Raw genomic sequence first — 13,551 nt, 5'->3', positions numbered from 1 at the left:
CCCATTTCGATACAAGGACCGTTCCATGCTCGCTCGACTGTGGCTGCGCCTCGGCGCGTTTCTCGGCAAGACGCTGTTATGGCTGGTGGGCCTGGGCTTGCTCGGCTGGTTGCTGGCGACCCTGTGGTTTGCCTGGCACCACCGCGGCCCGGTGTCGGCCGATGAACAGATTCCACCCGGCGAAGCCGCCATGACCCAAGGCATCATTCAGACGGCCGTGCGTATCGTCGACCAGCACCGCGAAGGCACCCGCTACCTGCGTGATGCCCATGCCAAGGCCCATGGCTGCGTGAAGGCCGAAGTCAGTGTGCTGCCAGGTCTCGACCCGGCGCTGCGCCAGGGCGTGTTCGCCGAGCCGGGCAAGACCTGGCAGGCGATGATGCGCCTGTCCAACGGCAACGCTTATCCACAGTTCGATAGCATCCGCGACGCCCGCGGCTTGGCGATCAAACTGCTGGACGTGCCGGGCAAGCAACTGCTGTCCGATCAGCAGGCGCGCACCGAGCAGGACTTTGTGATGTTCAGCCACCCCAACTTCTTTGTCAGCGACGTGGCGGAATACGCGCAGAACGTCGGGGCCCAGGCCGATGGCAAGAAGGCCATGGCGTTTTTCCCCAGCCTCGACCCGCGCAGTTGGCAGGTGCGCCATCTGTTCATCGCCCTGGCGACGTTGGCGCCGGCCCCCGCCAGCCCGACCGAGGCGACATACTTTTCGGTATCGCCCTACAAATTTGGCACGGCCAACGCCAAGTTCCGCGTCGCCCCGGACCCGCAAAGCTGCCCGGAGTACAGCTTGCCCAAGCAGAACCAGGACTTGCCGAACTTCCTGCGCAGCGCCTTGAGCCAGCAGTTGTCCACCGACCGGGTCGACGCGTGTTTTGTGTTGCAGATCCAGCGCCAGAACCCACAGAAATACATGCCCATCGAAGACACCAGCATCGAATGGAAGGAAAGCGACGCGCCCTACGAGAGCGTGGCAAAAATCCGCATTCCGGCGCAGGACTTTGATACCCCAGCCTTGAACCTGGCCTGCGACAACCAGTCGTTCAACCCATGGTTTGGTGTGGAAGAGCACCGGCCGATTGGGGGGATCAATCGGCTGCGCAAGGCGGTGTATGAAGCGGTGAGTGATTATCGGCATAGCCGCAACGCCCCGTGAACAACGCCCGCGCTGACGTCAGCAAGAACGCCTCACCGCGTCATCGTTAACGATCATCGCGGGCAAGCCCGCTCCCACCGAACAGCCCCTGCGGCGTTGTATCGGACGCCGTCAGCAACCATTGCTGAAAACTACGCGCTGCCGAAGGCGGGTTGCGATGCTGTGGTTGCATCAGTTGCAGGCGGCCACGGCTGTGCATGTGGTGCGCCAAGGCCAGTTGCAGGCGCCCGGCAGCCAGCTCGCCTTCGAGCAAGCGCTTCCAGCCCAGGGCCACGCCATGCCCCATCACCGCCGACTGCATCAGCAACTGATAGCTGTTGGTGCGCAAAGCGTGCCGGGGCGTGTGGTATTGCGCGCCGATATCGGCGAACCAGTCGGTCCAGGTCAACCAATCGTGATAGTGGTCCTCGACGATCAACAAGGTATGGCTGTGCAACAGGTGTTGGGCGTCGCGTATCGCGCCATAACGCTCGATGTAGGCGGGGCTGCACACGGCGATGACCTGCTCGCTGGCAAACACCGGGGTCAGTTCCAGGCCAAGGGGCGCCGGCAGTTCGTCGAGGTGGTAGAACAGGCCCAGGTCATATTCGCTGACATCCAGGTGGCTCGGGCTTTCACTGCACAGGATGCGGATATCCAGGTCCGGGTGCGCATGCTGGAACGCCGGCAGCAGCGCGGCGAGCCAGATCGAGCTGATGGTCGGCGTGCTGGCCAGGGTCAGTTGGCGATCGGCACCGCGTCGGCGCAGCTCCGCCGACTCACGGTCGAGCTCGCGCAGCAGGCGCTGGATGGTGCGAAAGTAACGCACCCCGGCCGGGGTCAGGCTCAGCCCCAACGCCAACCGATAAAACAGCGGCCGTGCCAGGTCCTCTTCGAGGCGCTTGATCTGCCGGCTCACCGCGCTTTGGGTCAGGTTCAGTTCGTGGGCCGCCTGGGTAAAGCTCAGATGACGGGCGGCCGCTTCAAACGTCTGCAAACAATTGAGCGGTGGAAGGTCGACATTTCGGCGCGACATGCAGGGATCCGTGGCTGATCAGATGAGCAGGCATCCTGCCATTTGCCCGCTCACAACGCGACCCGCGCGACCCGTTTGCTCCAGGTGCGGTGATGCACCTGCACCCCGTTTTCCAGGGCCTGCTGCTGCGCCTCAATGTAGAACCACTGGGCGTCGGCGCGCACCTGCAGGCGGCTGTCGACCGCCACCGACCACGGCGCTCGCTCGACGCGGTACTGCCAGTGGATATCGGCCTGGGTCGACAACGGGTCCCAGGGCAAGGTGCGATATTGCTCGGTACAGCGCTGGTCCACCGCCAGGCCATGCTCGGTGAAACGCACGGCGCCCAGGTCGTCCTCGATGGTGACGCAGACTTCGCCACTGCCCACATCCTCGCTCAAGGTGCGTTTAGGCGCTGCCGCCCGCAGCATCTCCAGCGCAACCGGGCTAGCCGCTTGCGGGGCCTCGAACGGGCACGGCACGGCCGCGCCGCTGAAGATCGGCAATTGCACACGCTGCACGGCGGGCAGCACAGTCAGGGTGGTCAACTCGCGACTGGGCCACAGCAACGGGAAGCTCGCGGTACTCAGGGCCAGACGCAGGCGGTGGCCGGCCGGCACGCGCACGCCGACGTGATCCAGGTTCAATTGCACGTCCATGGGCTCGCCCGGCACAGGCGGCGTCAGACGGGAGAAATCTTCACGTAGGACAAGGTTAAGCACGCCGTAGGTGATCTGCGTGACTTGGCCGTCGGGCGCCACCGCATTCAGACGTGCCACCAGTTGCCCGCAGGGGGTATCGCTGGCCAGGCGCAGGTGCAAGCGCACATCCCCCAGCAGCGCCAGGGGTTCAGCCAACGGCGGCGAGTCGAAACACAGCGACTGCGCATCGTCGCGACGCTGATCGGTGGGGCCATCGGGGCCGAACCAGATGGCGCAGTACTCGCCCTGGTGCAGACCGGTGGTCAGTGGCGAACAGATACTGCGCGGGCCGCCCAGTGCCTGCTGGCCGGGGCTGAGGCCATGGTCGTTGAGGCTGTAGTCGGTCCATTGCACCTGGGGATCGGGCCAGCCCGAGGTCTGCACCCAGATCCCTGGGCGCTCGGCATAACTGCCCTTGGGTGCCAGCACATCCTGTAGGTAAAAGGTGCAGGCAGCGTCGTCCATCACCCGATTGTCGATACCTTTAAGCCAGTGGTCCCACCAGCGCCTGGCCTCCTGCAGGAAGCCAATGGCCGGGTTGGGCACGGCGAAGTGCGGGTACTTGTGAATCCACGGGCCGATCATGGCTTTCTTCGGTCCCGGCAGATGTTGCATCAGGCGCGGCACCGCATTCTTGTAGGCATCGCCCCAACCGCCCACGGCATACACCGCCGCCTTGATCGCCGAGTAGTCCTCGCAGACCGAACCGTGACGCCAATAGGCATCGCGGGTCTGGTGCTGCAGCCAGGTCTCGGCCAGCAGCGGCATGGCGTCGAGGCGTTGTTGCCACAGGCTTTTCCAGGCATCGCCGACCAGCAGCGGGTCGGGCGCCGCCGCGCTGAAGTTGAGCATGGTCGCGGCCCAGCCGAAGTTCTCCAGCAGCAGGTTGCCGCCCTTGTAATGGATGTCATCGGCATAGCGGTCATCGGTGGAGCACAGGGTGATGATCGCCTTCAATGCTTCGGGCTGGCGCGCGGCGACTTGCAGGCTGTTGAAGCCGCCCCAGGAGATGCCCATCATTCCCAGGTTGCCGTCGCACCAGGGCTGCTGGCACAGCCAGTCGATCACTTCGAGGGCGTCATCCTGCTCCTGCAACAGGTACTCATCGGCCATCAGGCCCTGGGATTCGCCATTACCGCGCATATCGACCCGCACGCAGACATAGCCCTGCCCCGCCATCCACGGATGGGTCAGCGCATCGCGTAGCGCCGTACCATCACGCTTGCGATAGGGCAGGTATTCGAGGATCGCCGGGAAGGCCTGCACACTGGCGGTGTCAGGCAGCCAGATACGCGCTGCCAGTTGCGTGCCGTCGCTCAGGGGGATCAGGCAGTGCTCGATTTCAAGGACCTTGTAGGCAAATTCGGTGACGATTTCCATCGGTAACTCCAGCAACAAAGAGGCAAGTCAGCGGGCAAAATCCGCCACGGGGCTGGCATCACGCAGGCCAGGTTCGACGTGGACCGCAGGGGCCTTTACGTCCAGCAGCGCGGGGTTCTTCAACCAGTAGAGCAACGACGTGCTGGCCAGCAGCACCAGGATCATTCCCGGCAGGCCGCCGAGGTTGGAGAGCATCTTCACCCCGTCGATGCCGACAAAGGCCACCATGACCCACGACACCGTGCCGATGATCACGCCCCAGACAATCTTCAGCAGCGGGTTGCCGTCCAGGTCCGAATCGGCGGTGACGCCTTTGCTGCACAGGTTGGCGATCACGTCGGTGCTGGAGTCGGCGGCGGTGACAAAGGAGATAAAGGCAACAAACAACAAAAACGCGATCATCAGGCCGCTGGCCGGCAACTGCTGGAACATCTGGTACAGCACATGCTCCACGCCTTGCTCGTTGAGCACGCGGTTCAAACTGCCATCGCCGAGGGCATCGAAGTACAGGCTGCTACCGGAGAAAATGCAGATCCACAGCGCGGTAAACAGCGCCGGGTACAGCATGTTGATCTGGATAAATTCGCGCACCCTGTAGCCCCGGCCGATCTTGCCGAGGAACAGCGCACTGACCGGGGCCCAGGCGAACCACACCGACCAGTAGAACACCGTCCAGCTCTGCGGCCAGCTGTCGCCACTGGCGGCACCGGTGGACAGGCTGCGGCTGAAGAAGGTGTCGAGGTACACCCCCAGGGACTCGACGCCCAGGCTGAAGATGTACAGGGTTGGCCCACACACCAACACGAACGCGCCCAGGGCCAGCATGATCCAGGTGTTGAACGACGACAGCATGACGATGCCGCGCTGCAGGCCGCTGGCGGCCGAGGCGACAAAGGTGAACACGATCACCGCGATGATCAGGCCCAGGCGCAACGGCGTGGTCTCACCGCCGATGTACTGGCTCAGGCCACCGGACAGGGTCAGCGCCCCGGTGCCCAGGGACGACGCCATGCCTGCGACCAGGGCGAACATCGCCAGGGTGTCGATCAACCCCGCATAGCGCTTGACCCGCTCGGCGCCGAGCAAGGGTTGCAACATGGCGCCAATCGAGAAGTGGCTGCGCAGGTTGTAGAACACCAGGGCAAACACCAGGGAGGGCACCAGGTAAATCGCGTAGGGCGTGAGGGTCCAGTGCAGGAACATCGTCGACAAGGCAAAGCTCTTGGCCGCCGCGCTGCCCGCCTCGATCGGCAGGCTGGAGGGTGGCGAGTACAGATGGTAGAGCGGTTCGGCCGTGGTCCAGAACAGCACGCCCACCGCCAGGGTGGTGCACAGCGCGACCATGAACCAGCGCCATTTGCTCAACAGCGGCGTGGCGCCCTCCCCGCCGATACGCACCTGGCCCAGGGGCGAAAAATACACAATGGCCGTGAGCACCAGCATGGCGAAAGAACCGGCACTGAATAGCCAGGAAAAGTTTTGCAGGATCACCGTATTGAGCTGTTTGCTCACGGCGAGGAATGCGGTGAGGTCGACGTAGCTGGCGATCACCGCCGCCAGCAAGATCAGAAAGGTTGGCCAGAAGACCAAAGGACGCAATGGGTATTTCATCTCGTGCGCTTCCCCAGACAGACTATTTTTATTGCCTTTGCAGGCCATTGTTAGAAGCGGGCACTGTGCCGCCTTGAAGTCTTCGCGTGGCTATAGATAAGCGTGGGTGCCGGCCGCGGTGCAATCGACCAATGGGTATGGGGGTATTCCGTCAGGTCATGGCTGAGCAAGAGCAAAACCGCGATTGCTGTGGCGAGCGGGCTTGCCCGCGTTGGGCTGCGTAGCAGCCCCAAAACCATCCCACCGGGTCTATCTGGAACACTCGGTGGCGGCCCTACTGGGGCCGCTGCGCGACCCAACGCGGGCAAGCCCGCTCGCCACAATAAGCCCGCTCGCCACAATTGATTCTCAGGTTTTAGGGTTTTTATCCGCCCCCCTGTAAAGAGTTCATATAGTTTGCCTGTTCGCCATAACGTTTACGTCGCCGCTATTGAGTAACTAAGTCCAAACCCTCTACCGTCACCTCCTACCCCAACACCCGTAGGAAGTTATCGTGGAAAGTTCAACTTTAGGCATGGTCGTCCTGTCGATGATTGCGCTCTTCGGCACTGCCGCGTTTTGCTTCGAACACCTCGCCACCCGCAGCGAGAAGAAAAAGAAAACCAAATAAGCGGGTCGTCAACCTCAGCAGCACCCCAGCGTTTAAATGACGGGGCTCGCCGTACTGATGGGCAAATGGCTGACCCGGGGCTTCACCGGAACCCACCATGCCTTGCCGGAACGTTATACCTATCGCCTGCTGGGCATCGACCCACAGGAAACAATGGGCTGGGCCCGCTTCGGTTCGGCGCTGTTGTTATCGAACGCGGCGTGCTGGAACTGGCCCAGCGCGATCGCCTGAACGACCCACAGGAACACCGCCTGGTGGAAGCCTGCATGAGCCAACTGGCGATTGCCCTGGAGCGTGTGCATTTCGTCGAAGTGGCGCAAAGCAACCTGGTGCAGATGGAAGGCGAAAAAATGCGCAACACCCTGCTCGGTGTCGCCGGGACCGCCTTGCGCCTGAACCGCCAATGGCACTCGCTGGAAGAAATCGTCGGCAGCGCGCCGGCCAATCTGTCATATTGCGCATCTACGGCAAAAGCTGGAGGTGGATCCGGCGCCGCCGCAGTACTTTATTACCGAATTGCAGGTGGGCTACCGGCTGGTGGGGTTGTAGGACAGCAAATCCCAGGCACAAAAAAGCCCGCTCAATGAGCGGGCTTTGCGTGGTGACCTGGCGTTCAGCGTTCCAGGTAACCGAATATGGCGCAGCGGACGGGACTCGAACCCGCGACCCCCGGCGTGACAGGCCGGTATTCTAACCGACTGAACTACCGCTGCGCGTAGCGTTGGACGTAATGGTGGGTGATGACGGGATCGAACCGCCGACCCTCTGCTTGTAAGGCAGATGCTCTCCCAGCTGAGCTAATCACCCTTTACGTTCGGTGCGGGGCGCATCATATACGAAAAATCCGCAATGTGTTGATTTAAATGCAATTTATTTTAAATATCTTTTCGCCGGCAGCCTACACCCCGGAAAACCGGCGCGTGTAGCGGGTAGATGCGAGTCTATTGGTTACCCCGCCCCAACCCCACAAAAGAACGACGCGGCGCTCTCAGGTGCTTCGCGAGCAAGCCCGTCCCCACAGAAAGGCAAACCCCAGACAGCAAAAAGCCCGCTCGATGAGCGGGCTTTCTGTGGTGACCTGGCGTTCAGTGTTCCAGGTTACCGAATATGGCGCAGCGGACGGGACTCGAACCCGCGACCCCCGGCGTGACAGGCCGGTATTCTAACCGACTGAACTACCGCTGCGCGTAACACATGAAGCGAATGGTGGGTGATGACGGGATCGAACCGCCGACCCTCTGCTTGTAAGGCAGATGCTCTCCCAGCTGAGCTAATCACCCTTCGTTTCGGTGTGGCGCGCATTCTACGGAGCGTCCCCTGGTCTGGCAAGCACTTTCTTAAATCTTTTTTTTCAGCCCTTCCAATGGCTTAGGCAGGGTTGGCCTCAGGCCTTATCAAGAGAATAATGCCCCACTTTGTATAAAGGAGAGACTCACCCCATGTGGTTCAAGAACCTGCTTATCTATCGCCTGACCCAAGATCTGCCTGTTGATGCCGAGGCGTTGGAAACTGCAATGGCCACCAAACTGGCGCGCCCTTGTGCAAGCCAGGAGTTGACCACTTACGGTTTCGTCGCGCCTTTTGGCAAAGGCGAAGACGCGCCCCTGGTGCACGTCAGCGGTGACTTCATGCTGATCGCTGCGCGCAAGGAAGAACGTATCCTGCCGGGTAGCGTGGTGCGTGATGCGGTGAAGGAAAAGGTCGAAGAGATCGAAGCCGAGCAAATGCGCAAGGTCTACAAAAAGGAACGCGACCAGATCAAGGATGAAATCATCCAGGCCTTCCTGCCTCGTGCGTTCATCCGTCGCTCGTCGACCTTCGCTGCCATCGCGCCGAAACAGGGCCTGATCCTGGTGAACTCGGCCAGCCCCAAGCGCGCCGAAGACCTGCTGTCGACCCTGCGTGAAGTGATCGGCACCCTGCCGGTACGCCCACTGACCGTGAAAACCGCGCCGACTGCGGTGATGACCGACTGGGTCACCACCCAGAAGCCAGCCGATGACTTCTTCGTGCTCGACGAATGCGAGCTGCGCGACACCCACGAAGACGGCGGCATCGTGCGCTGCAAGCGCCAGGACCTGACCGGCGAAGAAATCCAGCTGCACCTGACCACCGGCAAAGTCGTGACCCAACTGTCCCTGGCCTGGCAGGACAAGCTGTCGTTCATGCTCGACGACAAAATGACCGTCAAGCGCCTGAAGTTTGAAGACCTGCTGCAAGACCAGGCCGAACAGGACGGCGGCGACGAAGCCCTGGGCCAACTGGATGCCAGCTTTACCCTGATGATGCTGACCTTCGGCGACTTCCTGCCGGCGCTGGTGGAAGCATTGGGTGGTGAAGAGACCCCGCAAGGCATCTAAACGCGCACGTTCAATGTAGGAGCTTGGCCTGCGATGGCGGCGTATCAGTTACAGAGTCACTGACTGACACACCGCTATCGCAGGCAAGCCAGCTCCCGCAATTGATGGGGTTACCACTCCCAGTACTCTAATAATAAGGACATCGCCATGCGCGCACTCGCCGCCTTGAGCCGTTTCGCCGGCACTACCTTCGCCTACTGGGTGCTGATTTTTGCTGTGCTCGCCTTCCTTCAGCCCCACTGGTTTATCGACCTGAAAAGCGCCATCGTGCCGCTGCTGGGCCTGGTGATGTTCGGCATGGGCCTGACCCTCAAACTGGAAGATTTCGCCGAAGTCGCGCGCCATCCGTGGCGCGTGGCCCTGGGCGTGATCGCGCAATTTGTGATCATGCCCAGCGTGGCCTGGCTGCTGTGCCAGACCTTCAACCTGCCAGCGGAAATCGCCGTTGGCGTGATTCTGGTCGGTTGCTGCCCTAGTGGCACCTCTTCCAACGTCATGACGTGGCTGGGCCGTGGCGACCTGGCGCTGTCAGTGGCCATCTCTTCCATCACCACCCTCCTCGCCCCGCTGCTGACGCCGGCCTTGATCTGGCTGCTGGCCTCGGCCTGGTTGCCGGTGTCGTTCATGGACCTGCTCTGGTCGATCCTGCAAATGGTGTTGCTGCCTATCGTGCTGGGTGTCTTGGCGCAGCGTCTGCTGGGTGAGCGCGTGCGTCATGCCGTCGAGGTGCTGCCGCTGGTCTCAGTGGTCAGCATCGTGACCATCGTCGCTGCCGTGGTGGCTGCAAGCCAGGCGAAGATTGCCGAGTCGGGCCTGCTGATCATGGCGGTGGTGATGCTGCACAACAGCTTTGGCTACCTGCTGGGTTACCTCACCGCCCGCGTATTCGGGCTGCCACTGGCCCAACGCAAGTCATTGGCGCTGGAAGTCGGCATGCAGAACTCGGGGCTGGGCGCCGCATTGGCCAGTGCGCACTTCTCGCCACTGGCGGCGGTGCCCAGCGCGTTGTTCAGTGTCTGGCACAATATTTCAGGGGCGTTGTTGTCGACGTATTTCCGCCGGATGAGCGAGAAGGAAGATCGCAAGGCCCTCGCCGAAACTTGATCGGCTGCGGGCTTTTCGGCACTCTACGAACCTTCGCGGGGACGACCCCGCGACTCGTTTGAGCACTTACCAGGGGACGACCCCACTTCTAAAAGGAAGGTCTTTATGTCCTGGGTCATTCTGTTTTTCGCCGGGTTGTTTGAAGTTGGCTGGGCCGTCGGCCTGAAATACACCGACGGTTTCAGCAAGCCAATGCCCACCGCCCTGACGATTGCCGCCATGGCCGTCAGCCTCGGCCTGCTGGGGCTGGCCATGAAGGAGCTGCCGCTGGGTACCGCCTATGCCATCTGGACCGGCGTCGGTGCAGTGGGCACGGTGATTGCCGGGATTATCCTGTTTGGGGAGTCCATGGCGCTGTTCCGACTGGCCAGTGTGGCGTTGATCATTGCCGGGTTGATCGGGCTCAAGATTAGCGCGTAAGCCACTAACGCTATCGCAGGCAAGTCGAATCGTCGACTTGCCTGCGATGAGGCCCTTAAATCCGAAAACCTACCTGACACTCCCCCGCAACGCCCCAACCTGTTCCTGCAAGGCCTGTGGCGTCGCCTGCTCCACCGCCAACGGCGGCCCCGCCACCAACGTCACCCGCGACCAGATCCGGTGAAAGATCCCCTTGTTCGGGTCACGGCTGAAAAAGCTCCCCCACAACCCCTGCAACGCCATGGGAATCACGGGTACCGGGGTTTCCTCGAGAATCCGTGTCACACCACTCTTGAACTCGTTCATCTCACCGTCGGCAGTCAACTTGCCTTCGGGGAAAATGCACACCAACTCGCCATCCTTCAGGTACTGGCTGATGCGCTGGAAAGCCTTTTCGTAGATCTGCAGGTCTTCATGGCGTCCGGCAATCGGAATGGTGCCAGCGGTGCGGAAGATAAAGTTGAGCACCGGTAAGCGGTAGATCTTGTAATACATCACAAAGCGAATCGGCCGACGCACCGCGCCGCCAATCAGCAATGCATCGACAAACGACACATGGTTGCACACCAGCAGCGCCGCACCTTCGTCCGGTATATGTTGCAGGTCGCGATGCTGCACGCGGTACATGGAGTGGCCGAGCAGCCAGATCATGAAGCGCATGGTGAACTCGGGAACAATCCTGAAGATGTAGGTGTTGACCGCAATGTTGAGCAGCGACACCACCAGGAACAGCTCGGGGATCGACAGCTTGGCCACACTCAACAGCACGATGGTGACAATCGCCGAGACCACCATGAACAGCGCATTGAGAATATTGTTGGCGGCAATCACCCGCGCCCGCTCGTTTTCAGCGGTACGCGACTGGATCAAGGCATACAGCGGCACGATATAGAACCCGCCAAACACCCCCAGGCCGAGGATGTCAGCCAGCACCCACCAGGCCTGGCCGTACCCCAACACCGCCAGCCAGTCGTTGGCCTGGACGTTTTGCGGGAAGCCACCGGAATGCCACCAGAGCAACAGGCCAAACACCGTCAGGCCGAATGAACCAAAGGGCACCAGACCGATTTCCACCTTACGCCCGGAGAGTTTTTCGCAGAGCATCGAGCCCAACGCGATACCGACCGAGAACACCGTGAGAATCAGGGTCACCACGGTCTCATCGCCATACAGCCACTCTTTGGCGTAGGCCGGGATTTGCGTGAGGTAGATCGCCCCGACAAACCAGAACCACGAGTTGCCGACAATCGAGCGCGACACGGCGGGCGTCTGCCCCAGGCCCAGGCGCAAGGTGGCCCAGGACTGGCTGAAGATGTTCCAGTCCAGGCGCATCTCGGGGCTGGACGCCGCGGCGCGCGGGATACCCCGGCTGGCCAGGTAGCCCAGCACGGCAATCGCGACAATCGCAGTCGACACCACCGGCGCGTACTGCGCAGAGGACATCATGACCCCGGCCCCGATGGTCCCGGCGAGGATCGCCAGGAATGTGCCCATTTCCACCAGGCCATTGCCGCCCACCAACTCCTCTTCGCGCAAGGCTTGCGGCATGATCGAGTACTTCACCGGGCCAAACAGCGCCGAGTGGGTGCCCATGGCAAACAGCGCCAGCAGCATCAGTTCCAGGTGGTTGGTCATAAAGCCGACGGCCCCCACGACCATGATCACGATCTCGCCGAGCTTGATTGCGCGGATCAACGCATCCTTGTTGAATTTCTCGCCAAACTGCCCGGCCAGGGCCGAGAACAGGAAGAACGGCAGGATAAACAGCAAGGCGCACAGGTTGACCCAGATCGAGCGGTCACCTTCGATGGTCAGCTTGTAGAGAATGGCGAGGATCAACGACTGCTTGAAAATATTGTCGTTGAACGCCCCCAGGGACTGGGTAATGAAGAACGGCAGAAAACGCCGTTTGCGCAGCAAAGTAAATTGCGAGGGGTGACTCATCGTCAGTGTTCCTGCGTGGCCTGAAGGCTTTATTGATTTTTCAGGCCACGACTTTACCTAATCCTGCTTACTTATTCCCCAATCCTGCAATGCACGGTGAAACAAACAGCTCACCTTTATAGGCACCCTGCACCGTGCGCTTGCTGACCACCAGCCACATCAGGGCCAGCGCGGCGACCAGCACGCTGCCGGTCACGCTGAAAAATGCCAGGTGCAAAGTACTGCCCAGTTTCAACGTGGTCAGGGCATACACCCCCAGCGGGAAGGTAAACCCCCACCAGCCCAGGTTGAATGGAATCCCGGCACGCAGGTAACGCAGGGTGATCAGCACCGCGATCAACATCCACCACAGGCCCAGGCCCCACAGGGTGATGCCGGCAACCAGCCCCAGGCCGGCGGCAATCTCGCCGATGCCGGCAAAGCCATTGGCGGCGAAGATCGCCGGCGCGTCCTGGCCCAGCAGCAACATGCCCAGGGCGCCGGTGCCGATCGGGCCCAGGGCCAGCCAGCTCGACGCGGCCATGTTGGCGTGGGGCAGTTTATGCAGGGCCATGCGCAGCATCAGGATCGTCAGAATGCTGAACGCAACCGGCAAAGAAAACGCCCAGAGCACGTAGCTGGTCACCAGCATCACCAGTTGCGAATGGGCGTCGACCAGATGCGGCGCCAACAGGCCACCACTGGCGGCGGCGACTTCGGCAGCCACCACCGGCAACAGCCAGACCGCTGTCATCTGGTCGATGCTGTGTTCCTGGCGGGTAAACATCATGAACGGGATCAACACCCCACACGCCAGGGCCATGGCGACGTCCAGCCACCACAGGGCCTCGGCCAGTTGCACCACGCCCTCGCCCCAGCGCGGCAGGCCAAACAGCAGCAGGCCATTGATAATGGTCGCCAGGCCCATGGGGATGGTGCCGAAGAACATCGAGACCGTGGAGTGTCCGAAGATTCGCCGCGCCTCGTGAAAAAACATCACCCAGCGCGCCGCGTATAAACCGCTGAACAACACAAACAAAACGATCGTCAGCAGCCACAGCCCTTCGGCGATGGCATAGACACCCGGCAATTGCACCGGCAATTGCGCCAGGGCCAACGCCAGCACGCCGGTGCCCATGGTGGCGGCGAACCAGTTGGGGGTGAACTGGCGAATCACTTCCCTGGGGGCGGCCAAATGGCTGAAAGGTTTGTAACTGGGGGTGATGCTATTGGGGCAGGTCATGGCTCAATCCTCTTCCTCGTATGAGGTTGAGCCCATGATAGAAGCC

10 protein-coding genes, 4 tRNA genes and 1 pseudogene are annotated in these 13,551 nt (G+C 61.5%); 6 read left to right on the top strand and 9 right to left on the bottom strand.

Going from position 1 to position 13,551, the window contains the following annotated elements; all coding sequences use genetic code 11:
- Positions 1-25: 25 nt before the first annotated feature.
- Entirely contained in the window at positions 26-1,159 is a 1,134-nt protein-coding gene (locus PSH73_RS08005) for a catalase family protein (protein WP_120732304.1), read from the top strand.
- Positions 1,160-1,205: 46 nt separating this feature from the next.
- Here PSH73_RS08005 and PSH73_RS08000 read toward each other — a convergent pair whose 3' ends face one another.
- The 3 genes from PSH73_RS08000 to PSH73_RS07990 are packed head-to-tail and all read right to left on the bottom strand — an operon-like array spanning position 1,206 to position 5,845.
- Positions 1,206-2,174: a LysR substrate-binding domain-containing protein gene (locus PSH73_RS08000; RefSeq protein ID WP_169989425.1), complete on the bottom strand. Its 969-nt coding sequence runs from the start codon at positions 2,172-2,174 to the stop codon at positions 1,206-1,208.
- Between the two features lie 50 nt (positions 2,175-2,224).
- Complete coding sequence (locus PSH73_RS07995) at positions 2,225-4,234, bottom strand: CocE/NonD family hydrolase (RefSeq protein WP_305462204.1); 2,010 nt, start codon at positions 4,232-4,234, stop codon at positions 2,225-2,227.
- 27 nt (positions 4,235-4,261) lie between these two features.
- Entirely contained in the window at positions 4,262-5,845 is a 1,584-nt protein-coding gene (locus tag PSH73_RS07990) for a BCCT family transporter (RefSeq protein WP_305462202.1), read from the bottom strand.
- A gap of 646 nt (positions 5,846-6,491) precedes the next feature.
- On the opposite strand from PSH73_RS07990, the gene PSH73_RS07985 reads away from it, so the two are divergent.
- Together PSH73_RS07985 and PSH73_RS26990 are read left to right on the top strand one after the other, a co-directional pair.
- Entirely contained in the window at positions 6,492-6,686 is a 195-nt protein-coding gene (locus PSH73_RS07985; protein ID WP_198800033.1) for a hypothetical protein, read from the top strand.
- Between the two features lie 219 nt (positions 6,687-6,905).
- A pseudogene (locus tag PSH73_RS26990) lies at positions 6,906-7,004 on the top strand (DNA-binding response regulator); the annotation flags it as partial.
- Between the two features lie 87 nt (positions 7,005-7,091).
- Here PSH73_RS26990 and PSH73_RS07975 read toward each other — a convergent pair.
- The 4 genes from PSH73_RS07975 to PSH73_RS07960 all read right to left on the bottom strand — a co-directional run bounded on the left by PSH73_RS07975 (position 7,092) and on the right by PSH73_RS07960 (position 7,735).
- Positions 7,092-7,168: transfer RNA gene (locus PSH73_RS07975), tRNA-Asp, on the bottom strand.
- Positions 7,169-7,186: 18 nt separating this feature from the next.
- Positions 7,187-7,262, bottom strand: a tRNA-Val gene (locus PSH73_RS07970).
- Between the two features lie 301 nt (positions 7,263-7,563).
- Positions 7,564-7,640: transfer RNA gene (locus PSH73_RS07965), tRNA-Asp, on the bottom strand.
- A 19-nt stretch (positions 7,641-7,659) separates the two neighbouring features.
- Positions 7,660-7,735 (bottom strand) — tRNA-Val (locus PSH73_RS07960).
- A gap of 159 nt (positions 7,736-7,894) precedes the next feature.
- Between PSH73_RS07960 and rdgC the strand changes: the two genes are divergently transcribed.
- From rdgC to sugE, 3 genes are all read left to right on the top strand, one after another.
- Positions 7,895-8,815, top strand: coding sequence for a recombination-associated protein RdgC (gene rdgC, locus PSH73_RS07955; protein WP_057438902.1), 921 nt, complete (start codon positions 7,895-7,897; stop codon positions 8,813-8,815).
- A gap of 147 nt (positions 8,816-8,962) precedes the next feature.
- Entirely contained in the window at positions 8,963-9,919 is a 957-nt protein-coding gene (locus tag PSH73_RS07950) for a bile acid:sodium symporter family protein (protein WP_057438901.1), read from the top strand.
- A 105-nt stretch (positions 9,920-10,024) separates the two neighbouring features.
- Positions 10,025-10,339: a quaternary ammonium compound efflux SMR transporter SugE gene (gene sugE / locus PSH73_RS07945; RefSeq protein WP_057438900.1), complete on the top strand. Its 315-nt coding sequence runs from the start codon at positions 10,025-10,027 to the stop codon at positions 10,337-10,339.
- A 69-nt stretch (positions 10,340-10,408) separates the two neighbouring features.
- On the opposite strand, the gene PSH73_RS07940 is transcribed toward sugE, so the two are convergent.
- Complete coding sequence (locus PSH73_RS07940; RefSeq protein WP_128593445.1) at positions 10,409-12,283, bottom strand: MFS transporter; 1,875 nt, start codon at positions 12,281-12,283, stop codon at positions 10,409-10,411.
- A 67-nt stretch (positions 12,284-12,350) separates the two neighbouring features.
- A complete protein-coding gene (locus PSH73_RS07935) occupies positions 12,351-13,505 on the bottom strand; it encodes a TDT family transporter (RefSeq protein WP_057438898.1) in 1,155 nt (384 codons plus the stop codon).
- Positions 13,506-13,551: the final 46 nt, after the last annotated feature.

The organism is Pseudomonas sp. FP2294, assembly GCF_030687625.1.
Classification (GTDB): Bacteria; Pseudomonadota; Gammaproteobacteria; order Pseudomonadales; family Pseudomonadaceae; genus Aquipseudomonas; species Aquipseudomonas shahriarae.
Note: the sequence above shows the minus strand (reverse complement) of the source record. Positions and strands in the feature narration are given on the sequence as shown.